Source organism: Desulfobacteraceae bacterium (assembly GCA_022340425.1).
In the GTDB taxonomy this organism is placed as follows: domain Bacteria; phylum Desulfobacterota; class Desulfobacteria; order Desulfobacterales; family JAABRJ01; genus JAABRJ01.
The window spans coordinates 75,896-98,321 of record JAJDNY010000161.1 but is presented as its reverse complement, the minus strand read 5'-3'; the positions used below and the strand labels follow the sequence as shown (position 1 = coordinate 98,321).

The following is a 22,426-nucleotide window of genomic DNA, read 5'->3' as shown; positions in this document are numbered from 1 at the left end:
GGCTTCCGCGACTATGCCGCCTACTTGGCGGCGGCCGTCGAGCTTCCCCCTGCACCCGCCGCCGGTTGAACCAACAGCCGGCGCGTTTCAGCCCCAGGCGTTTCCAACCGATAGGAAAGACAGATTTTTCTTTTGGGAAAGACCCCGCCGGCGCGCCGCCCAAAGCCGGCCCGACCGCCAATCCTGGACATTCTCTTGCCATGAATTACGCATCCCTGCTGCCATCCCACGAGGCGGTCCGCAGTGTACTCGATCAGAAGAGGCTGCAGCTGCCGTCGCTGCCCCTGGTGGCCGTCCGGCTGCTGGAGCTGACCCTGGACGACCGCAGCTCCGCCCGTGATCTCGCCCGCGTGATCGAAACCGACCCGGCCTTGGCCGCCAAGATCCTGAGGATCGTCAATTCCGCGGCTTACGGGCTGCCGCGAAAAATCGCATCGGTCTCCCAGGCCGTGGCCCTGCTGGGGTTTGCCGGCATCCGCGGCCTGGCCCTGGGGGTAACCCTGTTTGAAAAGATCGTCCCCAAGGAGGCCGCCGCCGGCTTCGATCGGCTGTTCTTCTGGCAGCACTGCCTGGCGGTGGCGGAGCTGGCCCGCATCCTGGCCGTCCGCCTGGGAAACGCGGACCCCGAGGAGGCCTATATCGCCGGTCTGCTGCACGATGTGGGCAAGGTCATTCTGGAGACACATGGCCGCAAGGGATACAGCGATCTTTGCAGCCGCCACGCCGCAGGGGATGGCGCCACCCTGGTGGAGGACGAGGCGCGCTTCGTGGGGCTCAGCCACGACCGCCTGGGCGCCTTTTTCTGCGCCCACTGGCAGCTGCCCGAACCTCTGGTGCTGGCGGTGCTTTTCCACCACGGGCGATTCGATCACCTCAACTTGACCCAGGAAGCCTCCGCCCTGATCGCGATAGTGTCCCTGGCCAATTTTTTCTCCTGGCTCCAGGGCCTCGGTTCGGTCAATTTCCAGCAGTGCCCTTCCCTGCAGCCCGAGGTGACGGCCCTGATCGATCTCAAGAGGCTGGATCGCAACGCCATCGCCGCCGAGATGGCCAGGGGCCTCACAGCCGCCGCCAAAATTTACGGGTTCACGCTGCCCGCCGGGGCGGCCTTGGAAACGGACCGGATCGGGCTGGAGGGGACCTCCGCCCGGCTCAACGCCCAGCACCACTACCTGCAGGACATCCTGGCCCGTAAGGTCGCAACCCAACCGGCGGCCAACCTGGAAACCCGCCCCGGCACGCCCGAGCGCATTTCAGACGTCCTGCGCTCCATTGCGCGGGTCTGCGGCTTCGACCGCCTGCAGGTGCTGGGCCTGGATTCCCGGCGGCAGTGTCTGCAGCCGGTTGCCAGCCTGGACCGCAGCCCGCTCGGGCTGTCTCTGGCAGATTTTGAACTCCACCTGACGCCCGCGGCCGGCGGGCTCTTCGAGGCGCTGCGGGACGGCGTCCCGCGCATCATCCGCGGCCACACCGCAGGCCACGAGCCCCTCCTCGGCCGCCTGCAGACATCGGAAATCGGTTTGATCCCGCTGCACTGGGGCAGCCAGCCGGCAGGCCTGCTCTGGGTGGACAACGCCTTTGGCAGCGCCAAGCTGACCGAGGCCGACCTGGCGACCGCTGCGCGCATGGCCGTGGGTCTGGGTCGGGAACTGGCAGCCCACGGCCCCACGGCCCGGTCCGCTGCCGACCTGACGACCACGGTCCCGGCCGACGGCGATCGGCAGGCCGTCGGCGCAGCCGTCCAGAAAGCCTATCAAACGGCGCGCGGCGGCAACCGCGATCTGTGCGCGGCCCTGGTCGCGGTGGAAGACCCTCAGCCGCCGGGTCAGCCCCCGGGGCATCTGAGCGGCGAGACCCTGGCGCGCCTGGTGGCCGGCATCATTCGCAGCCACTGCGGCCCTGAAGATAGCGTCACGCCCCTGGGCGACGGCAGATTTCTGCTCCTCGCCATGGATCGGGAGGCCCCGCGGGCGCTCGCCTTGGGGGAGCGGCTGCGGGGCGAAATCGCCGAGTTGGGGCTGCTCCAGGGCCGGCGCCGATGCGGCTCCCCGCTGAAGGCCAGCATCGGCCTGGCCGTTCTGGCTCCCAAGATCCAGACCTGGCAGGAACTGACCCGACAGGCGAGCCTGGCCCTGGAGGCCGCCCGGGCGGACAGCGCCGGGCGTGTCATTCTCTACAGCCGGCACAGCGCCGGTGGGAACCCGGCGGCCCCGCCGCGCGACGATTGGCGATCGATTTTTATGAAAAAGGATTTTCTCTCGGCGGGGTGAGCAGGCCGGCGGACGCGAACGGGAAAAAGGGGCGCCCACCGGCCGGCAGAGCCGATCAACTGCGGCGGGTGTCTTTGAGGATGTGGTTGGAGATGACCACCCGCTGGATCTCGGAGGTGCCCTCGTAGATGGTGAAGACCCGTGCATCGCGGTAGAAGCGCTCCACCGGGTAGTCCTTGGTGTAGCCGTAGCCGCCGTGCATCTGCAGGGCCTTGCCGACCACCTGGTTGACCATCTCGGAGGCGAACAGCTTGGCCATCGAGGCTTGCGCCGTGTAGCGCTGGCCGTTGTCCTTCATGGCGGCGGCCGAAAGCACCAGCTGCCGGGCGGCTTCGATTTGGGTGGCCATATCGGCGATCGTCCAGCGCAGCCCCTGGAATTTGGAGATCGCCTGCCCGAATTGCTGACGCTGTTTGGCGTACTTGACCGCGGCGTCCATGGCGGCCTGTGCCACCCCCACCGACTGGGCCCCGATGCCGATGCGGCCGCTGTCCAGGCCGGTCATGGCGATCATGAAGCCATCGCCCTCCTTGCCCAGCAGGTTGGCCGCCGGCACCCGGCAGTTTTCGAAGATCAGGTCGGTGGTGTCCGAGGCCCGCAGCCCCATCTTGTCCTCTTCATCGCCCACGATTAACCCCGGGGTGCCCTTTTCCACCACGAAAGCGCTGATCCCCTTGTGGCGCAAGGATTCGTCGGTCTTGGCGGTGACAATCGTCAGCCCGGAATTTTTTCCAGAAGTGATAAAGCGCTTGGTGCCGTTTATAACATAGACATCACCGTCGCGTTCAGCGGTGGTGGCCTGGGAGACAGGGTCGGAGCCGGCGTCGGGCTCGGTCAGGGCAAAGGAGCCGATGATCTCCCCGGATGCCAGCGGCACCAGAAACTGCTGTTTTTGGGCTTCACTGCCGTAACGGTAGAGGCTTTCGCAGACGATGGAATTCTGGACAGACATCACCACCGCGGTGGCGGCGCAGGAGTAGGCAACCTCCGAGAGGGCCAGCACGTAGCTGACGGCATCGGCGCCCTCCCCGCCGTACTCGGGCGGGATCATCATCCCCATCAGGCCCAACTCGCCCATCTTCTTAAGGTTTTCGGCCGGAAACTCCTTGGTGCGGTCGCGCTCCGCCGCCGTGGCGGCCAGCACCTTGCGGGAAAACTCCCTGACCATGCTCTGAATCATCAATTGCTCATCGGTGAGTTGGAATGTCATCGGTTTGTCCCTTTCATCATTACGCACCACCGCATGCCAGTTGCAAAAACGGCTTTCGGCTCCAGCGTGCCGCGGCTGGAATGCCGGCCGCCGGGGTCTGGGGCCGGCTGAAACTCACAACCGCAGGGCGGCCAGCCCCCCCGGGGGGGTTGCTTACGTCCTCAGCCCGCCACAGCGCTGACCAGCGGCCTGGCCCAATGGCCTTTTTTGCCCCCGGCCTACGGCCCGTAAACCACCACTAGAAGCTCCGCCTCTTCGTTGCCGACATTGCGCATCTGGTGGCGAATACCGGAGTTGAAATGCAGCGAGTCGTTGGCGTTCAACCGGTTGACATTCTCACCGACGATCACCTCGATGCAGCCGCGAAGCAGGTAGACAAACTCCTCGCCTTCGTGCAGGTAGCCCACACCGTGGTGCTCCGCGAGGGGGTCGATGGTGACCAGGAAGGCCTTCAGGTGCTTGTTCTCGGCTCCCGGGGTGAGGGTCTTGTAGGCGTAGTTCTCAGTGCGCTTGGTGTAGGCCTCGACCCGGTCCTTGAGTGCGGCCTCCTGCTCCTGCAGTAGAAGACCGGAATCCATCCCCAGGGCCCGCGAAAGGGACAGCAGGGTCCCCACCGGCGGGATGATCTTGCCGGCCTCCAGCTCTTTGAGGTAGTCCACCGCAAAACCGGTTTCGTTGGCCAACCGCTCCAGGGTCAGTTTTTTCTCCAGCCGCACCTTCTTGATTTTTTTGCCGACCGGTTCGAGCTTGGTTGTCTTTTTGGCTGCCATGCGCTCTCCTTTCCTGCCGACCGGGGCCGACCGGGGCCACAACCGGGTCATCCAAGGGTAAAACCCGGTCTAGTAATCGTAAAAACCGCGCCCCGTCTTGCGGCCCAGCCAGCCGGCCTCGACGTATTTTCTGAGCAGCGGACAGGGGCGGTACTTGGAATCCTTGAACCCGGCATGGAGCGTCTCCATGATCGCCAGGCAGGTGTCAAGCCCGATCAGGTCCGCCAGCGCCAGAGGCCCCATGGGGTGGTTCATGCCGAGCTTCATGACGGTGTCGATGGCCTCGCGGCTGCCCACACCATGATAGAGGCAGTAGACCGCTTCGTTGATCATCGGCAGCAGGATGCGGTTGGCGATGAAGCCGGGGTAGTCGTTGGCCTCGGCCGGGGTTTTGCCGAACTTCTCGCAAAGCGCCCAGGTGGTCTGGAAGGTCTCATCTGAGGTCGCCAGCGCCCGGATGACCTCCACCAGCTTCATGACCGGCACCGGGTTCATGAAGTGCATGCCGATGACGTCGGCCGGACGGCCGGTCTGTGAGGCGATCCGCCCAATGGGGATCGAGGAGGTGTTGCTGGCCAGGATCACCCCCGGCCGGCAGATGGTGTCCAGGTCCTTGAAGATCTGGAACTTGATGGGCTCATTTTCAGTGGCGGCCTCCACCACGAAGTCCGCGGCCGCCATGTCCTTAAGGTCCACGCTGGTCTTGATGCGGGCAAGAACCGCGGCCTGATCCGCGGCGCTCAACTTGCCCTTGTCCACCGCGCGCTGAAGGTTTTTGGTGATGGCGGCCAGCCCCTTTTCGACAAACTCGGTCTTGATGTCGTTCATGATCACATCCAGCCCGCTGGCCGCCGCAACCTGGGCGATGCCGTTGCCCATCTGCCCTGCACCGATAACGCCAAACGTCTTGATCTCCATTTTATACCGTCACTCCTTCCATGAAGAAAAAAATTCACCGCAGACACGGGAAGCCCTCAGCGCCGCACCACCAGCGCCACGGCCTCGCCGCCGCCCAGGCAAAGCGAGGCCAAGCCGACCTTCTTGTCTTGTTTGATCATCTCATAGAGCAGGGTTACCAGCACCCGGCAGCCGCTGGCGCCGATGGGATGCCCCAGTGCAACGCTGCCGCCGTTGACGTTGACCCGCCCGGAATCCAGACCCAGCTCGCGCATGACCGCCACGGTGGAGCCGCTGAAGGCCTCGTTGATCTCGAAGAGATCCACCGCGTCCATGCCGATCCCTTCCTTTTTTAAACACTTGGGGATCGCCAGGATCGGCGCCACGAGCACGTACTTCATGTCGATGCCGGCCGAGGCCTGGGCACCGACGGTGGCCAGGACCTTGCAGCCCAGCCGCTCGGCGGTTTCGCGGGCCATGACCACCGTGGCCGCCGCGCCGTCGCTGATGATGGAGCTGTTGCCGGCGGTGGCGACCCCGTCCTTCTGGAAGGCCGGTTTCATCCCGGCGAGGCTCTCATAGCTGGTCTCCCGCGGACACTCGTCCTGGGCGAAGACCCGGGGCTCGCCCTTGCGCTGGGGCACGGCCACCGGCAGGATCTCGTCCTTGAAGCGCCCGCTGGCGATGGCGGCCAGGGCCCGACGGTAGGATTCCGCCGCGTAGCGGTCCTGGTCCTCGCGGCTGACGCCGTATTTCTGCGAACAGAGGTCGTTTGAAATCCCCATGTGAAAGTCGTTGACGATGTCCCACAAGCCGTCGTGGACCATGTGGTCCTGGATCTGGCCGGCGCCCATGCGGTAGCCGAAGCGGGCCTTTTCCAGGTAGTAGGGCGCCAGGCTCATGTTCTCCATGCCGCCGGCGACCACCACGTCGGCATCCCCCAGCTGGATCGCCTGGGCCGCCAGCATCACCGACTTGAGCGCCGAGCCGCAAACCTTGTTGATCGTCAGGCATTCCACCTCCCAGGGCATTCCGGCCTGCACGGCCGCCTGGCGGGCCGGGTTCTGGCCGTAGCCGCAGGGCAGCACCTGGCCCATGATGACCTCGTCGACCGCGGTTTTCGCGATCCCGGCACGGCGCACCGCCTCCTCGATCACCAGCGCCCCCAGGCGGGTGGCGCCGACACCTCCCAGCGACCCGTTGAAACTGCCCAAGGGCGTGCGAACGGCACTCACAATTACCGCTTCTCTCATCGATTTTTCTCCCTTCGTGCGGGGCCTCGGCCCCGATTGATGTATTTTTACCCCGTCCGGCCACCCTACATGTTGCGGCGGTACTGCCCACCGACATCGTAAAGTGCCCGGGTGATCTGCCCAAGGCTGCAGCAGCGGACCGTGTTCATCAGTTCGGCGAAGATGTTACCGCCGGAGAGCGCGACCTCCTGCAGCCGCGCCAGGGCCGCCGGCGCCTGTTCGGCGTGGCGCTCCTGGAAGTCGGCCAGCCGCTTGAGCTGCGAGGTTTTCTCCTCTTCGGTGGCGCGCGCCAGCTCAAGGCAGGAAATCCCCTCGGAAAGCTCGCCGGCCTCGTCGACGTCGGGGTCGCGGAAGGTGTTGACCCCGATGATCGGGTACTTGCCCTCGTGCTTCAAGATTTCGTAGTAGATCGACTCCTCCTGGATCTTGCTGCGCTGGTAGCCGGTCTCCATGGCGCCCAGGACCCCGCCGCGGCGGGTGATCTGGTCGAACTCGAACAACACGGCCTCTTCCACCAGATCGGTCAGTTCCTCCACGATGAAGCTGCCCTGGAGCGGGTTTTCGTTCTTGGCCAGCCCCCACTCGCGGTTGATGATCATCTGGATGGCCAGCGCGCGGCGCACCGACTCCTTGCTGGGGGTCGTGATGGCCTCGTCGAAGGCGTTGGTGTGCAAGCTCTGGCAGTTGTCGTAGATCGCGCACAGCCCCTGCAAGGTGGTGCGGATGTCGTTGAACTGGATGTCCTGGCTGTGCAGCGAACGGCCCGAGGTCTGGATATGGTACTTGAGCATCTGGCTGCGGGCCGAGGCACCGTATTTCTCGCGCATGGCCACCGCCCAGATGCGGCGCGCCACGCGCCCGATGACGGTGTACTCGGGGTCCATCCCGTTTGAGAAGAAAAAGGAGAGGTTGGGGCCGAAGCTGTCGATGTCCATGCCGCGCGAGAGATAGTACTCGACGTAGGTGAAGCCGTTGGCCAGGGTGAAGGCCAGCTGCGAGATGGGGTTGGCCCCGGCTTCGGCGATGTGGTAGCCGGAAATGGAGACCGAGTAGAAGTTGCGCACGTCGTTTTCGATGAAGTAGGCCTGAATGTCGCCCATCATCTTGAGGGCGAACTCGATGGAGAAGATGCAGGTATTCTGACCCTGGTCCTCCTTGAGGATGTCGGCCTGGACGGTGCCGCGCACATTGGAGAGCACCATTGCCCGGATCTTGTCATACTCGTCGGGCAGCGGGGCGCGCCCGTTTTCCTCCTGGAACTTGTCCACCTGCTGGTCGATGGCGGTGTTGAGGAACATGGCCAGAACCATCGGTGCCGGACCGTTGATGGTCATCGAGACCGAGGTGTTGGGCGCGCAGAGTTCGAAACCGCTGTAAAGCACCTTGACGTCGTCCAGGGTGCAGACACTGACCCCCGAGGTGCCGACCTTGCCGTAGATGTCCGGGCGCAGGTCGGGGTCGTAGCCGTAGAGGGTCACCGAGTCGAACGCCGTGGAGAGGCGCTTGGCCTCATATTCGGTCGACAGCAGGCGGAAGCGCCGGTTGGTGCGCGCCGGGTCGCCCTCGCCGGCGAACATGCGCGTGGGGTCTTCGCCCACCCGCTTCAGGGGGAACACCCCGGCGGTGTAAGGAAAGTAGCCGGGCAGGTTCTCGCGCCGCATCCAGCGATAGATTTCACCGGGATCGGTGAAACCGGGCAGCGCCACCTTGGGGATCCGCTTGCGCGCCAGCGACTCGGTGGTCAGCGGCTGCCGGATTTCGTGGCCGCGCACCTCGTAGACCAGCTCCTCCTGGCGGTAGCGTTCGCGCAGCCCAGGCCACTGGTCTACGAGCTCGACGGTTTCCTTGTCGAGCGCCTTCTGGGCCCTGGCCACCTCGACCTTGAGGCGCGCCACCATCGCGGAAACGTCGCCCTCGCCTTTGGGGGCCTCTTCCAGGGCCGCGGCCGCCTCGTTGAGGTGCCAGACCCGGCGTACATTGGCCGCCTGGCTTTCCGTGCGCTGGTGGTAGTGGCGCACGGTGTCGGCGATTTCCGCCAGGTAGCGGGTGCGCTCGGGGGGAATGATGATGGTCTTGGAGGTGGAAATGTGGGACTCGGGCCGGGGCAGATGCGCGGTGAACTTGACCCCGGCCTTTTGGCCGATGGCATCCAGCATGGCATGGTAGAGGGCGGTGACCCCATCGTCATTGAATTTGGAGGCGATCGTGCCGAAGACCGGCATCTCCTCGGGCCGCCGGCTGAAGTCGTTGCGGTTGCGCTGGATCTGCTTGCGCACGTCGCGCACGGCATCCTCGCCGCCGCGCTTTTCGAACTTGTTGACCACCACCAGATCGGCGAAATCCAGCATGTCGATTTTCTCCAGCTGGGAGGCGGCCCCGAACTCGCTGGTCATTACGTACATGGAAACGTCCACCAGGTCGATGATGTGCGAGTCCCCTTGGCCGATCCCCGCGGTTTCGGCGATGACCAGGTCATAGCCGGCGGCTTTGACCACCTCGATGGCCTCGGGCAGCGCGTCGGGGATCTCGATGTGGGAGCGCCGAGTGGCCAGGCTGCGCATGTAGACCCGCGGGCTGCCGATGGCGTTCATGCGGATGCGGTCGCCCAAGAGCGCGCCGCCGGTCTTGCGGCGGGAGGGGTCGCTGCTGATGATCGCCAGGTGCAGGTCTTTCTGGTCGTGCAGCAGCCTCAGGATCAGCTCGTCGGTCAGGGACGACTTGCCGGCCCCGCCGGTGCCGGTGATGCCGATCACCGGCACCTTGCGGCCGGCCATCTTGCGTGCCAGCTCATCTCGCAGCTTGGCGAGGTGCCCGTTCTGGCGGGCCTTGGCGGCCTCCACGGTGGTGATCAGGTTGGCCACCAGCAGCTTGTTGTCCGGCGAGAGCGCCGCGAGGTCGAGGTCGTCCTCCCGGGCGCGCTCGAAATCCATGGTCCGCACCATGTGGTTGATGATGCCCTGCAGCCCCAGCCGGGCGCCGTCCTCGGGGGAGTAGATCTTTGTCACCCCGTAGGCCTCGAGTTCGCGGATCTCCTCGGGCACGATCACGCCGCCGCCGCCGCCAAAGACCTTGATGTGCCCCGCGTCGCGCTCGCGCAGCAGTTCCACCATGTACTTGAAGAACTCCACGTGCCCGCCCTGGTAGCTTGAAACGGCGATGCCCTGGACGTCCTCCTCGATGGCGGCATCCACGATCTCCTGCACCGAGCGGTTGTGCCCCAGGTGGATGACCTCGACCCCGGTGCCCTGCAGGATGCGGCGGAAGATGTTGATGGAGGCGTCGTGACCGTCAAAAAGCGAGGTTGCCGTGACGGCCCGGACGTGATGTTTGGGTTTGTAAGGTTCGGTTTCGATACTCATGCCCCCTCCTTGTTATAATCCTGCGCCGCGGTGATCCGGCCCCGGTCCAGGGGTGGCGGCGATCAACGCCGCGGGCTTTCGATCAGCGGCTGACCTTGCCGGTGCTAATCCCCAGGATGAAATCGATCTGCAGTGCGATGTAGTCCTCGATGCTGTAGTGGCGGGCCAGATACCAGCGCCGAAAGGCCCACATGTGCCCCAGCACGCAAATGTTGTGGGCCACGAGTTCGATGGATTTTTCGTCGATTTCGGGCAAATCGCCGGTGGCCGTCAGTTTGGCCAGGACCTTGACGAAAATCCCGGTGATTGAGATTTCGTTTTCGAGCACGCGCTTGCGCCACTGGGCCGGCAGGGACTGGGTTTCCTGATAGATCAGCAGGACCAGGTCGCTCATGCGGTGGCAGACCAGAAAATATTCGCGGATGACCTCGGCCAAGGCCGCGCGTCCGGTGGTCACGCGGGCGAGGGCCTCGGCAACGCCGTGTTCCACCTCATCGTGGATGGCCTCGCAGACCAGGTAGAGCACGTCCTCCTTGGATGCCACGTATTCGTAAAGCGAACCGATGGAGAAACCGGCGGCGGCGGCAATCTGGCGGGTGGTGGTTTTGTGGAACCCCTTCTCGACAAACAGCGTGACGGCCGCATCGACGATCTGGCGGCGGCGTTTTTCGACGAGATCGGGGTTTTTGATCTGGGTTGGCACATCATGGGTTCTGTTGGCCGAGCGCCTCATGGGGTACCGATCTCCGAAATTTTATTTGAAATAAAGCGCGAAGTGTGTCATCGTGGCCGCTCACCATTATATGAACGAGCGCTCAGTCATAGCTACAATGCACCAACCGGCTTGTCAAGTCTTTTTCCAGCGCTGCAGATAGCCCGGATCGGGCCGCGCGGGAGCCGCCAATGGAAAAGAGCGAAATCGTCGCCATCCTCCGCAAAACCGACCCGTTTGAGATCCTGGAAGCCGAGGTCCTTGAGGAACTGGCGGCAAAGGTCGCCATTCGCCACTATCGACCCAACAGCTACGTCTTCCGCCAGGGGGACGTCAGCCAAGACGCTCTGTTCATCATCGTCGCCGGCCTGGTGGAAATCACTTCGCGCAACGACCGCGGCGTCGAATCGGTGGTCGCCGTGCGCCGGCCGCACGATTTTTTCAGCGAGACGGTGGTCCTCTCCCAGCAGCGCTACCCGGCCTCCGCCCGGGTCAAGGAGTCCCTGACCTGTTGCCTGGTCAGGCGCCGTGACCTGGAACGGCTGATCTACAGCTACCCAGAGTTTTCCGGCTTTTTCAACACCCTGCTGGCCGAGCGCATGCGCCTGCTCTACTCGGAGATCGTCAGTGAGCAGTCCTACGAAGCCTACGGCATGGGCGAATCCCCGATGTTCCGCAAACGGGTCAGCGAGGTGATGAGCGCCCCGGTGGTCACCTGCCAGACCCACGACAAGGTCACCACGGTGGCCCGGACCATGGACGAGCTGGACATCAGCACCATCGTCGTGCTGGACCGGGAGAACCGACCGCGGGGGATCATCACCGAAAAAAACATCGTGAAATACCTGATCGCGGCCCGGGCCTGTCCGGTTGAAACTTGCCAGGCCGACTTCGTCATGAAGAGCAACATCGTCAGCATCGCCCCGGAGGCATTCCTGGGGCAGGCTTTGGTGACCATGATCCGCAGCAAAACCAAATATTTGCTGGTAATCGAACGGGGCAACCTGATCGGGATCGTTACCATGGTGGATTTGCTCAAGACCCGCAGCACCGGCACGCTGCTACTGACCCAGGACATCGAGAGCCAGCACGATCTGCGCGGCCTGGCCGCCATCAGCCGCGAGGTGGACAGCATTCTCTACGCCCTGGTGGCTGAAAAGGCCGGCGTGCGGGAGATTTTCGAGGTCATGTCCGAACTCCACGAACGCATGACCCGCAGGGTGTTGCAGCTTACCGAGGAGCGCATGCGCCTGGAGGGCTGGGGGCCGCCGCCGGTGGACTACTGCTGGGTCAACATGGGCAGCGCGGCCCGCTACGAGCAGACGCTGCGCACCGACCAGGACAACGCCATCATTTTCGACGATCCCCAGGGGCAGTCGCTAGCGGAGGTGGACGCCTACTTCGCCCAGTTCGCGGCATTTGCAGTCGACGGGCTGGCGGCGTGCGGCTTCGAGAAATGCACCGGTGACGTCATGGCCACCAACCCCAAATGGCGACGGCCGCTGGCTGCCTGGATCGCATCGATCCAGGAATGGACCCGCTCCTACGACCCCGAGGACACCCGCACCCTGACCATTCTGCTGGACTACCGCCCGATCTGGGGCAACGTAACCCTGGCCGAAAAATTCCGCGAGGCCATTTTCACAGCCTTCAAGGAGTCCCTTACCGCCCGCCACATGATGACCAAGGACGATCTGCAGTACAAGCTGCCGATCAACTTTCTGGGCACCTTTGTGACCACCCGCAGCGGCCCCCACAAGAACCAGATCGACCTCAAAAAGGCCGGCACCCTCCACATCGTCAACGGGATCCGCATCTTCGCGATCAAAAACGAAATCAGCGAGCCCTCGACCTTCGGCCGCCTGCAGGCGCTGGTGGAATGTGAGGCGATCCCCGCCGAGGACGCCGAGCTCTTCGAGGCCAGCTTCGAAACCCTGATGATGTTCCGGATTCGCGAAAACGCCCGCAAAGCGCGCCACAACCAGCCCCCCGACAACCATATCGACCCCTACAGCCTGCGCAAACGGGAGCGCATGATCCTCAAGGACGCCCTCTCGGGGGTATCCCAACTGCAAAAGCTGGTCAACAGCCAATTCAACGTGGCCTGGCTGCGGCACTGGGTCTGAAAACCGACCGAAAGTAAAATGAATCTTATTCAACATTTACTTGGCGTCTCACCCATTCGCGGGGGCTTTTACCCCCAAAACAACACAAAAAAGGTTTGACAAATCCGAAAGGGTGACGGTAGAATGCCCGGTAATTTTTGACCGAGCGCTCGTTCATTTTTCCAAACTGGTTTTTTTCCTTTTTTTTTGTGCTTTTTTGTGCGACTGAGCGCTCAATAAATTTTTCAATCGAAAGGAGGTGCCCCGCCCAAATGCCTTGTCAGGCTTTGCCGCAGGAAGTGCTGGTGCACCCCCCGACCCGCCCCTGAAACGGGTCTACAATAGGCTGTGGTTGCGCCCTCTAAGCCGGGGCGAACGGATTCCCCCATCGCGGGAGGAGACAGAGTGACCCAGGCCCACAACATGACCGATTACGAAAAGACATGTGCCGAGTTCCGCCCGGCGGTGCCCGAGTATTTCAATTTTGCCGGCGACGTTGTCGACAAATGGGCCCAAGACCCCGGCAAACTCGCTATCCTGTGGGTCGACGACGCCGGCAACGAAGTGCGCAAAACCTTTTTGGACATCGTCAACGCCTCGAAAAAACTGGCCAAAGTCCTGACCGCCAGCGGCGTCCGACGCGACGACGTCATCATGGTGGTTCTGCCCCGCAACACCGAGTGGTGGGAAACGCTGACCGCCGGCATCCGCATGGGCGCCCTGGTGGCGCCGGGCGCCACCCAGCTCACCACCAAGGATCTCGCGTTTCGGGCCAACACATCCCAAGCGGCCTGTCTGATCACCAACCACGACATCGCCGCCAAATTCGAACAGGTCCAAGACAAATGCCCCACGGTCAAAACCAAAATCGTCATCTCCAAGCCCCGCAAGGGCTGGATTTTCTACGACCAGGCATTGGCCGCGACCACCGCGCAGTTTGAAACTGTCAAAACCCGCGGCAGCGACAACTGCCTGGTTTACTTTACCTCGGGCACCGCCGGGACCCCCAAGATGGCCCTCCACACCCACGCCTCCTACCCTATCGGCCACCAGTCGACCGGCCGTTTCTGGCTGGATCTGCGGCCCGACGATCTGCACTGGAATGTCGGTGACACGGGCTGGGCCAAGGCGGCCTGGAGCAGCTATTTCGGACCCTGGCACTGCGGTGCGGCGCTGTTCGTCCACCACAGCGACCGCTTCGACCCGGTCAAGACCCTGGAGCTCCTGGAGCGCCACCCCGTCACCACCCTGTGCGGCACACCGACCGTCTACCGCATGCTGATCCTCCATTACAGCAGCGCCCGCAAGTTCCCCGCGCTGCGGCACTGCGTGGCCGCCGGCGAACCACTGGCCGCCGAGATCATTGAGGTCTGGAAGCGCGCCACCGGCATCACCATCCGCGACGGCTACGGCCAGACCGAAACGGTGCTTTTGGCCGGCAGTTTTCCCTGCCTTGCGCCGCGCTTCGGCTCCATGGGCAAACCGGCGCCCGGCATCGACCTCAGGGTGATCGGTGGCGACGGCGCGGTGTTGCCCGCCAATTCCGAAGGCGACATCGCCGTCCGGGTCCAACCGACACGCCCGGTGGGGCTTTTCAAGGAATACTGGCAAGCGCCGGACGCAACCGCCGCGGTCTTCCGGGACGGCTGGTACCTGACCGGCGACCGCGGCTACGTGGACGAGGACGGCTATTTCTGGTTCGTCGGCCGCAGCGACGACGTAATTCTCAGCTCCGGCTACCGCATCGGGCCCTTCGATGTGGAAAGCGCCCTGGTCGAACACCCGGCGGTGGCCGAGGCGGCGGTGGTCTCCAGCCCCGATCAAACCCGAGGGGAGGTGGTCAAAGCGTTTATCGTCCTGGCGCCGGGCTTCACGCCCAGCACCGGGCTGGTCAAAGAACTGCAGGAACATGTCAAGAAGGTCAGCGCGCCCTACAAGTACCCGCGCAAGATCGCGTTTGTGGACGCCCTGCCGAAAACCGTGAGCGGCAAGATCCGCCGCGGGGAGTTGCGCAACGCCGAATGGGGCAGCGCTTAGAAACCCGGCCGGGAAACAACCGGCCGAACATGGAAATTCCGATCGCGACGGGCCCACGGGGTGCCGGGACAACGCGGTGAAATTAAAACCGGCAGGCGGCGGCCACGGCAGCCGGCCGCTCAGCGCCACCCAACACTCACCACAATAGGGGGAGGTAATCATGTTCAAAGGTATGCCCAAGATTTTCTGGATCGGCATGGCCATCATGTATGGCTGGTGTTTTCTTTTCATGATTCTCGAAATGACGGTTCCCGGGTTTCCGCTGAAGCGCTTTATGGGCGTTCCCGCATGCTACATCTACAACTGGATCATCGGCCTGTGGCTGATCAACATCCTGGTGTCGTTTATTTTCTATCGCTCCGAAGAAAAAAGAGAGGCGCTCAAGGCCCAAACCAAAGCCTAATTGCAAGGAGGAAAACCACATGGGAGTCAATCCAATCGTCATACTGGGTGCTGTCTTGTATTTCGCAATTATTTTCTGGATCGGCTGGTCCTCGCGCAAAGCGTCGCTGGACGCCTCGGACTATTACGTGGCCGGCCGTAAAGTCGGGGCCTTCGTCAACGGCAGCGCGCTGGCCGCGACCTATTTCAGCCCGGCCAGCTTTCTGGGGCTGCCCGCATTCATCTTCATTCTGGGCTACCCCTTCTGGTGGGCGCTCGTGGGGATCATCGGCGGCATGCCCATCGCCACCCTGCTGACCGCCGCACCACTGCGCAAATACGCCCCGACCTCGTTCACCGACTACTACGCCGACCGCTACGACACCAAGTGGATGCGCCTGGTGGCGGGCATTCCGACCCTGATCGGCGGGTTGGCCTACGTGGTGCTCTCCATCGTGGGCACCGCGCTCTTTCTGCTGGCCATCTTGAAACTGAACTTCAACGTCTCGGTGGTTCTCGCCACGGTCGTCATTTTTCTCTACATTTACTACGGCGGCATGGTGGCCACGACCTTCTCGACCGCCTTCCAGGGGATCGCCATGACCGTGGCCTCGACCCTCGCCGCGGCCTACGTCATCGGCCACTACGGCGGCCTAAACGGCCTGACCGATGCCACCCTCTCGGTGAGCGCCAACTTCTTCAACATGCCCTACGTGGCCGACGCCCCCTCCCACGCCTTGATGGCCAGCTGGACCGGTGTGGTGGGCTTCTTTTTCGTGTGGCACTTCGGCTTTTCGGCCATGCCCTACACGGTGGTGCGCTTTTTCACCAGCCAGGACATCAAGTCCGCCCGCCGCAGCGTCTTCTGGGCGGTAGTCGTGGGCGGCCTGATGTACTGCGGGCTGATCATCATCGGCACCGGTGCGCGCGTCCTGGTCGAGCAACTGCACCCGCTGATGCAGACCGAGGGCATCGCCAACGCTATGGATGTCCTCAAACACATGAAAACCGCTTACGGCGTGGCCGGCGCGTCGGTCACCGACTACTCCATGATCGCCGCCATGGAAGCCCTCAACAGCCCCTTCCTGCTGGCCGTCGTGGCCGCCGGCGGTTTGGCCATCGCCATGGCCACCGCAGCCGGCTGGACGATGGTGCTCAACATCCTGCTGGGCCGCGACTGGATGGGCAAGGTCTTCGGCAGCAACCTGCCCGAGGAAAAACCGGTCCTGATCACCCGCATCATGACCACCCTGGTTCTGGTGGCCTGCATGTTCATGGCCTTCAAGCCGCCGGCACTGGTCCTAGACATCTCAGGGGCCGCCTTTGTGGTCATCCTCTGCTCGGTGGGTCCCCCGCTGATTTTAGGGATCTGGTGGGCCAGAGCGACCACGGCCGCCGCCATGCTCAATATCATCGTCATGACGATTCTTTCCACCAGCACCTGGATGTACGCCAAGACGGCCCTCGGCAGCTACCACTGGTTCTTCCTCAGCAACCCCGAGAACAAGATCAGCACCCCGCACCAGGTCTACTGGGTCTTCGTCGGCTTCATCTTCTTTATCGTCGTCAGCCTGATGACAAAGCCGAACAGCGATGAGGTCATCAAGAAATACTCACTGGATATCAGACCCGATCTCTAAAGACCGCGAAACCGTTTTGCGGGCCGGCGCCCTGATTTTGCCGGCCCGCAAAATCACCGCCATCTCCGCAATGCCGTCGCCCCTCGAACCCGGCTTGCCGCGGCCCTTTCCTGCAGCGGATGAAATCCGCCGCCAGGCCGGGTCGCTGCGCCCACGGCGGCGGCGCGGCGGGTGTGGCAAAGGAGGCAGGATTGGACTTTGAACTGACCAAAGAACAGGAAATGATCCGCAAGGAGGTGCGCAATTTCGCCCAGAGCGAAATCGCCCCGCTGGCGGCCGAACTGGACGAGACCGAGACCTTCTCAAACGAGCTAACCCGCAAGATGGGAGAGATCGGCCTGTTCGGCATGTTTGTTTCCGAAAAATACGAGGGCCAGGAGATGGACTACGTCTCCTACATCATCGCCGTCGAGGAACTGGCCCGCATCGACGGCTCCCAGGCGGCCACGGTGGCGGCCGGCAATTCGCTGGGCATCGGCCCGCTGAACTACTTCGGCACCGAAGAGCAGAAGCGCAAGTACCTGCCGCCGCTGTGCCGCGGCGAGGCCCTGTGGGGCTTCGGGTTGACCGAACCAACCGCCGGATCCGATGCCGGCGGCAGCAAAACCACGGCCGTCAAGGACGGCAACGAGTGGGTCCTCAACGGCTCCAAGATCTTCATCACCAATGCGGCCTGCGACATGACCCTGGGCGTCACCGTGCAGGCCATCACCGGCACACGCGCCAACGGCAAGCCCGAATACACCTGCTTTATCGTCGAGAAGGGCATGCGCGGCTTCAAGGCCAACGCCATGCACGGCAAGATGATGTGGCGCGCCTCTAACACCGCCGAGCTTTACTTCGACGAGGTACGGGTGCCGGAGGCCAACATCCTGGGCAAACCCGGTGACGGCTTCCACCAGATGCTGCAGACCCTGGACGGTGGCCGGCTCTCCATCGGCGCCATGGGGCTGGGCGGCGCCCAGGGGGCCTACGAGATGGCCCTCAAGTACGCCCGGGAGCGCCAGCAGTTCGGCCAGCCGATCGCCAAGTTCCAGGCGATCGCCTTCAAATTGGCCGACTGCGCGATGGAGATCGAGTGCGCCCGCAACCTGCTCTACAAAGCCTGCTGGCTGCGGGACAAGAAAAAACCGTTCGCCAAGGAGGCCGCCATGGGCAAGCTCTACTGCTCGGAGCTGATGGGCCGCGTGGTCAACCACGCCGTCCAGATTCACGGCGGCTACGGCCTGATGAAGGACTACGGCGTGGAGCGCTTCTACCGGGACCAGAAGCTGCTGGATATCGGCGAGGGCACCTCGGAGATCCAGCGGCTGGTGATCTCCCGCTATATCGGCTGCTGAGCGACGCGTGGGCCCCATGCCGGGGCAACGGGCGGCAGCGGCCCCCCAAGCGGCAGAGCTCTGGCCTGCGGCCCGCTTGTCTGATCATTAATATAAGTATTTAAAAATACGGAGAATATAGGATGCAGCTACCAAAGTTTGAAGTGGGAAAAACGACCATCGGGCAACTGGTGGATCTGGTCGCCGAGCAGTTCGGCGACAGCAAGGCGCTGATGTACCACAAGCTGGGCATCGACTACACCTACCGCGAATTCCGCGATGTGTGCAACCAGGTGGCCAAGGGGTTCATGGCCCTCGGGGTGCAGAAAGGCGACAAAGTCGCCATCTGGGCCAACAACGTCCCCGAATGGCTCTACACCCAGTTCGGCACCCCCAAAATCGGTGCCATCATGGTGACCGTCAACACGGCCTACCGCTCCTTCGAGCTGGAATACCTGATGAAGCAGTCCGATTCCCAGACCCTGATCCTGATCGGCGGCGTGCGCACCCCCGACGAATACGTCAAGGTGATCTACGATGTCTGCCCGGAACTCAAGGACAGCGAACCCGGCAAGCTCAAGTGCGCCAAGCTGCCGGAGCTCAAAAACGTCATCTATCTAGGCAAGGAGAAGCTGCCCGGCACGTTCAGCTGGGAGGATGTCATGGCCCTGGGCAAGAACATCTCCGACGCCGAACTCAAGGCCCGCCAGGACGCGCTTGACCCCCACGACGTGATCAACATGCAGTACACCTCGGGCACCACCGGTTTTCCCAAGGGGGTCATGCTGACCCACACCAACATCATCGGCAACGCCAAGAGCATCGCGGCATGCATGAAACTCTCCAGCAAGGACAACCTCTGCATTCCGGTGCCCTTCTTCCACTGCTTCGGATGCGTCCTGGGGACCCTCAGCTGCGTCGTCTCGGCCGCCGCCATGTCGCCGGTGGTGGCCTTCAAGGCCGACGCGGTGCTGGAAACCGTGCAAGCCTCAAAGTGCACCGCGCTGCACGGGGTGCCCACGATGTTCATCGCCGAACTTGAAGAAATGACCAAAAAATCCTACGATACCTCCAGATTGCGCACCGGCATCATGGCCGGTTCGCCCTGCCCGATCGAAGTGATGAAAAAAGTCGTCAGCGTGATGGGCGCCTCGGAGATGACCATCGCCTACGGCCAGACCGAATCCTCGCCGGTCATCACCCAGACCCGCCCCGAGGATTCCCTGGAGCTCAGGGTCAGCACGGTGGGCAGGGCGCTTCCCAACGTCGAGGTCAAGATCGTCGACCCGGTCACCGGCGAAGAAGTGCCCCGCGGCGTCCAGGGTGAGCTCTGCACCCGCGGCTACCACGTCATGAAAGGCTACTACAAAAACCCCGAGGCCACCCGCGAGGCCATCGACAAGGACAACTGGCTGCACACCGGCGACCTGGCGGTGATGGATGAAAACGGCTACTGCAAGATCACCGGCCGGATCAAAGACATGATCATCCGCGGCGGCGAGAACATCTACCCGCGCGAAATCGAGGAGTTCCTCTACACCCACCCCAAGGTCAAGGATGTGCAGGTCGTCGGGGTGCCGAGCATCAAGTATGGCGAGGAAGTGGTGGCCTACATCCAGCTCAAGCCCGACGAGACGGCCACTGACGAGGAAATGCGCACCTTCTGCAAGGAGCGCATCGCCTTCCACAAAATCCCGGCCTTCTTCATGTTTGTTGACGAATACCCCACCACCGCCAGCGGCAAGATCCAGAAGTACAAGCTGCGCGAGATGGCCACCCAGAAACTGGGGCGCGAGGACGCGGTGGTGGAAACCGCCTAAGGGCGGCTGCTGTCGCCCCGATGCGCGGCCCGGCGCCAGGTCTTGGCCGGGCGCCGGGCCGCGCGCACCCAACTTTGCACCGGAGGAGAGAATGAGCGAACCGCTGTTGCTGGTCGAAGAGTCCGAGGGCGTCGCCCTGCTGACCCTGAACCGGCCAAACGTCATGAATTCCTTTAACTTCGAGATGCTGCGCGCCCTGCGGGACGCCATCGAGTCGCTGCGCTTCAACCCGGCCGTGCGGGTGATCATCATCACCGGGGCCGGCGAGCGGGCCTTCTGCGCCGGGGCCGATCTCAAGGAACGGGCGACCCTGACTCCCGTCCAGGTGAAGGAGTTCATTTTCACCATCCGCAACCTGTTCACCGCCATCGAACAATTGAGCAAGCCGGTTATCGCAGCCGTCAACGGCATCGCCCTGGGCGGCGGCACCGAGCTGGCCCTGGCCTGCGACATCCGCATCGCGGCCGAGAGCGCCACCATGGGTCTCACCGAAACCCGCCTGGCGATCATTCCCGGCGCCGGCGGCACCCAGCGCCTGCCGCGCCTGGTGGGCCGGGGCAAGGCCAAGGAGCTGATCTTTACCGGCCGCCGGGTGGACGCTCAGGAGGCACTGAGCATCGGCCTGGTCAACCAGGTCTGCCCGCCGGAGGCCTTGATCAGCGCTTGCCGCGAGATGGCCGCGATGATCTGCGAAACCGGCCCGGTCGCCATCGAGCAGGCCAAATACGCCATCAACTACGGCATCGAGACCGACCTTCACTCCGGTCTGGCCATTGAGTCCAACGCCTACTGGGTCACCATTCCCACCAAGGACCGGCTGGAGGGCCTGGCGGCCTTCCGCGAGAAGCGCAAGCCGGTCTACCGCGGGGAGTGATGCCCGCCATCGGCCGGGCCGGGTCCGCCGCCGCAGACGGACACCCGGCCGCAGCAGGCTCTTTCCGGCCTGGCACACGCTGCGTACGCCGCCTTTTGCAAACACCCTGAAAGAGGATGGGAAATGACAGAGAACCGAGAATTCTGGGAAAATGAAGAGCGCAAACTGGACGAACGGGTTTACCAGGCCGTGTGGCCGGGGGGCGAGAAGGCGGTTCAGCGCCTGGCCAAACAGGGCAAGCGCCCCGTTCGGGAGTTGATTCAGGACCTGATCGACCCCGGCACCCAGTTTTTCGAACTCAGCCGCATCGCCGGCTTCGGGGTGGGCTATCCCGGCGGCATCGACGATATTCCCTGCGGCGGCGTGGTCACGGGCATCGGCAAAATCTACAACAACTGGACCATGATCATCGGCAACGACCCGCGCGTCAAGGCCGGCACCTATTTCCCGATCACCCTTAAAAAGCACATGCGCGCCCAGGCCATCGCCGAGCGCTGCGGCCTCAACTGCGTCTACATCGCCGACTCGGGCGGGGCCTTTCTGCCCATGCAGGCGGATGTCTTCCCCGACGATCAGCATTTCGGCTCGATGTTCTACAACATGGCGCGCATGTCGGCCATGGGTTTGAAGCAGGTCACGCTCAGCACCGGCGGCAACACCGCCGGCGGGGCCTACATCGTTTTCATGGCCTGCCAGTCGGTGATGATCGACAAACTGGCCTACTCGTTTCTGGGTGGCCCGCCTCTGGTCAAGATGGCCACCGGCGAGGTGATCTCGGCCGAAGACCTGGGCGGCGCCCGGGTCCACACCCAGATTTCGGGCGGGGCGGACCATTTCTGCGCCAACCAGGCGGAGGCCATCGCCGCCGTTCGTGAGATCCTCTCGCTGGAGCGGCCCCAGACCGTCCATCACCACCGCTACGAGGAATCCCCGCCCCAGGTGGCCCCCGACAGCGTCTACGACCTGCTGCCGGCCGCCATCCACCAGGGGATCGACGGCCGGGCCTTCCTGGCGGCGATCGCCGACGACAGCGTCTTCAACGAGTACAAGCGCAACTACGCCCCGGGCCGCGGCGACAACATCCTCGCCGGCAAGATCCGGATCAAGGGGCTGCCGGTGGGTGTGATCGCCTCAAACGGCGTGGGCATCATCTTCTTCGAGGCCGCCCGCAAGGCCACCGAGTGGATCATCCGCTGCAGCCAGGAGAAGACCCCGCTGCTCTTCGTCCAGAACTCGCCGGGCTACATGGTGGGCTCGGATTCCGAGCACATGGGCATCGGCAAGTACGGCGCCGACATGGTCCGATCGGTTTCCTGCGCCCAGGTGCCGCGCATCCAGCTGGTGATCGGTCCCGACAACGGCGCGGCCAACTACGGCATGTGCGGCCGTGCCTATCGGCCCCACTTCCTGTTTTCCACCATGCGCGCGCGCACCTCGGTGATGAGCGGCCGCAGCGCTGCCGGAGTGCTGCTCTCCATCGAGGAGCGCAAGCGCGAGGCCCAGGGAAAGCCCATGAGCGAGGCGGAAAAGGACGCCTTCCGCCAGCAGATGATCGACAAGTACGACGGCGAGGCCCATCCCTTCTACTGCGGCGCCCGCCTGCTGAACGACGGGGTCCTGAAGTTCAGTGAAATCCGCGACTGGCTGGCCATGGCCTTCGAGGTCAGCCTGCTGAAACCCATCGGCGATCCGGCTTTCGGCAACCTGAGGTTTTAACCCGGCTGCGGCGGTCCCGGCCGGTTTTTGGCCGCGGCCGCGGCCCGGTATCAGAGGCGACCT

15 protein-coding genes are annotated in these 22,426 nt (G+C 63.5%); 9 read left to right on the top strand and 6 right to left on the bottom strand.

Annotation, left to right across the window (positions count from 1 at the left end; translation table 11 throughout):
* Positions 1-200: 200 nt before the first annotated feature.
* On the top strand, positions 201-2,270 hold the full coding sequence (locus LJE63_14215) for an HDOD domain-containing protein (protein MCG6907761.1): 2,070 nt from the start codon (positions 201-203) through the stop codon (positions 2,268-2,270).
* A gap of 55 nt (positions 2,271-2,325) precedes the next feature.
* Here LJE63_14215 and LJE63_14210 read toward each other — a convergent pair whose 3' ends face one another.
* The 6 genes from LJE63_14210 to LJE63_14185 form a co-directional block, all read right to left on the bottom strand.
* Positions 2,326-3,480 carry an acyl-CoA dehydrogenase gene (locus LJE63_14210; GenBank protein ID MCG6907760.1) on the bottom strand — a complete coding sequence of 385 codons (1,155 nt, stop codon included), beginning with the start codon at positions 3,478-3,480 and terminating at the stop codon, positions 2,326-2,328.
* A 218-nt stretch (positions 3,481-3,698) separates the two neighbouring features.
* Complete coding sequence (locus LJE63_14205; protein ID MCG6907759.1) at positions 3,699-4,250, bottom strand: XRE family transcriptional regulator; 552 nt, start codon at positions 4,248-4,250, stop codon at positions 3,699-3,701.
* Positions 4,251-4,319: 69 nt separating this feature from the next.
* Positions 4,320-5,168, bottom strand: a complete 849-nt coding sequence (locus LJE63_14200) for a 3-hydroxybutyryl-CoA dehydrogenase (GenBank protein MCG6907758.1) — start codon at positions 5,166-5,168, stop codon at positions 4,320-4,322.
* 56 nt (positions 5,169-5,224) lie between these two features.
* On the bottom strand, positions 5,225-6,400 hold the full coding sequence (locus LJE63_14195) for an acetyl-CoA C-acetyltransferase (GenBank protein MCG6907757.1): 1,176 nt from the start codon (positions 6,398-6,400) through the stop codon (positions 5,225-5,227).
* 65 nt (positions 6,401-6,465) lie between these two features.
* Positions 6,466-9,759: a methylmalonyl-CoA mutase family protein gene (locus LJE63_14190; protein ID MCG6907756.1), complete on the bottom strand. Its 3,294-nt coding sequence runs from the start codon at positions 9,757-9,759 to the stop codon at positions 6,466-6,468.
* Between the two features lie 82 nt (positions 9,760-9,841).
* Positions 9,842-10,492 (bottom strand): TetR/AcrR family transcriptional regulator, encoded by a 651-nt coding sequence (locus LJE63_14185; protein ID MCG6907755.1) that lies wholly within the window; start codon positions 10,490-10,492, stop codon positions 9,842-9,844.
* A 170-nt stretch (positions 10,493-10,662) separates the two neighbouring features.
* On the opposite strand from LJE63_14185, the gene LJE63_14180 reads away from it, so the two are divergent.
* From LJE63_14180 to LJE63_14145, 8 genes are all read left to right on the top strand, one after another.
* Complete coding sequence (locus LJE63_14180; GenBank protein ID MCG6907754.1) at positions 10,663-12,597, top strand: DUF294 nucleotidyltransferase-like domain-containing protein; 1,935 nt, start codon at positions 10,663-10,665, stop codon at positions 12,595-12,597.
* Positions 12,598-12,981: 384 nt separating this feature from the next.
* Complete coding sequence (locus tag LJE63_14175; protein ID MCG6907753.1) at positions 12,982-14,613, top strand: AMP-binding protein; 1,632 nt, start codon at positions 12,982-12,984, stop codon at positions 14,611-14,613.
* Between the two features lie 160 nt (positions 14,614-14,773).
* On the top strand, positions 14,774-15,016 hold the full coding sequence (locus LJE63_14170) for a hypothetical protein (protein MCG6907752.1): 243 nt from the start codon (positions 14,774-14,776) through the stop codon (positions 15,014-15,016).
* Between the two features lie 19 nt (positions 15,017-15,035).
* Complete coding sequence (locus tag LJE63_14165) at positions 15,036-16,634, top strand: cation acetate symporter (GenBank protein MCG6907751.1); 1,599 nt, start codon at positions 15,036-15,038, stop codon at positions 16,632-16,634.
* 191 nt (positions 16,635-16,825) lie between these two features.
* Positions 16,826-17,974 (top strand): acyl-CoA dehydrogenase family protein, encoded by a 1,149-nt coding sequence (locus LJE63_14160; GenBank protein ID MCG6907750.1) that lies wholly within the window; start codon positions 16,826-16,828, stop codon positions 17,972-17,974.
* A 122-nt stretch (positions 17,975-18,096) separates the two neighbouring features.
* Positions 18,097-19,773 (top strand): AMP-binding protein, encoded by a 1,677-nt coding sequence (locus LJE63_14155; GenBank protein MCG6907749.1) that lies wholly within the window; start codon positions 18,097-18,099, stop codon positions 19,771-19,773.
* A gap of 91 nt (positions 19,774-19,864) precedes the next feature.
* Positions 19,865-20,647: an enoyl-CoA hydratase gene (locus LJE63_14150; GenBank protein ID MCG6907748.1), complete on the top strand. Its 783-nt coding sequence runs from the start codon at positions 19,865-19,867 to the stop codon at positions 20,645-20,647.
* Positions 20,648-20,770: 123 nt separating this feature from the next.
* On the top strand, positions 20,771-22,363 hold the full coding sequence (locus LJE63_14145; GenBank protein MCG6907747.1) for a propionyl-CoA carboxylase: 1,593 nt from the start codon (positions 20,771-20,773) through the stop codon (positions 22,361-22,363).
* Positions 22,364-22,426: the final 63 nt, after the last annotated feature.

Bases quoted from the DNA above. Each gene is read 5' to 3' on its own strand.
- LJE63_14215 (MCG6907761.1), top strand. From the start codon at position 201: ATGAATTACGCATCCCTGCTGCCATCCCACGAGGCGGTCCGCAGTGTA.
- LJE63_14210 (MCG6907760.1), bottom strand. From the start codon at position 3,480: ATGACATTCCAACTCACCGATGAGCAATTGATGATTCAGAGCATGGTC.
- LJE63_14205 (MCG6907759.1), bottom strand. From the start codon at position 4,250: ATGGCAGCCAAAAAGACAACCAAGCTCGAACCGGTCGGCAAAAAAATC.
- LJE63_14200 (MCG6907758.1), bottom strand. From the start codon at position 5,168: ATGGAGATCAAGACGTTTGGCGTTATCGGTGCAGGGCAGATGGGCAAC.
- LJE63_14195 (MCG6907757.1), bottom strand. From the start codon at position 6,400: ATGAGAGAAGCGGTAATTGTGAGTGCCGTTCGCACGCCCTTGGGCAGT.
- LJE63_14190 (MCG6907756.1), bottom strand. From the start codon at position 9,759: ATGAGTATCGAAACCGAACCTTACAAACCCAAACATCACGTCCGGGCC.
- LJE63_14185 (MCG6907755.1), bottom strand. From the start codon at position 10,492: ATGAGGCGCTCGGCCAACAGAACCCATGATGTGCCAACCCAGATCAAA.
- LJE63_14180 (MCG6907754.1), top strand. From the start codon at position 10,663: ATGGAAAAGAGCGAAATCGTCGCCATCCTCCGCAAAACCGACCCGTTT.
- LJE63_14170 (MCG6907752.1), top strand. From the start codon at position 14,774: ATGTTCAAAGGTATGCCCAAGATTTTCTGGATCGGCATGGCCATCATG.
- LJE63_14165 (MCG6907751.1), top strand. From the start codon at position 15,036: ATGGGAGTCAATCCAATCGTCATACTGGGTGCTGTCTTGTATTTCGCA.
- LJE63_14155 (MCG6907749.1), top strand. From the start codon at position 18,097: ATGCAGCTACCAAAGTTTGAAGTGGGAAAAACGACCATCGGGCAACTG.
- LJE63_14150 (MCG6907748.1), top strand. From the start codon at position 19,865: ATGAGCGAACCGCTGTTGCTGGTCGAAGAGTCCGAGGGCGTCGCCCTG.
- LJE63_14145 (MCG6907747.1), top strand. From the start codon at position 20,771: ATGACAGAGAACCGAGAATTCTGGGAAAATGAAGAGCGCAAACTGGAC.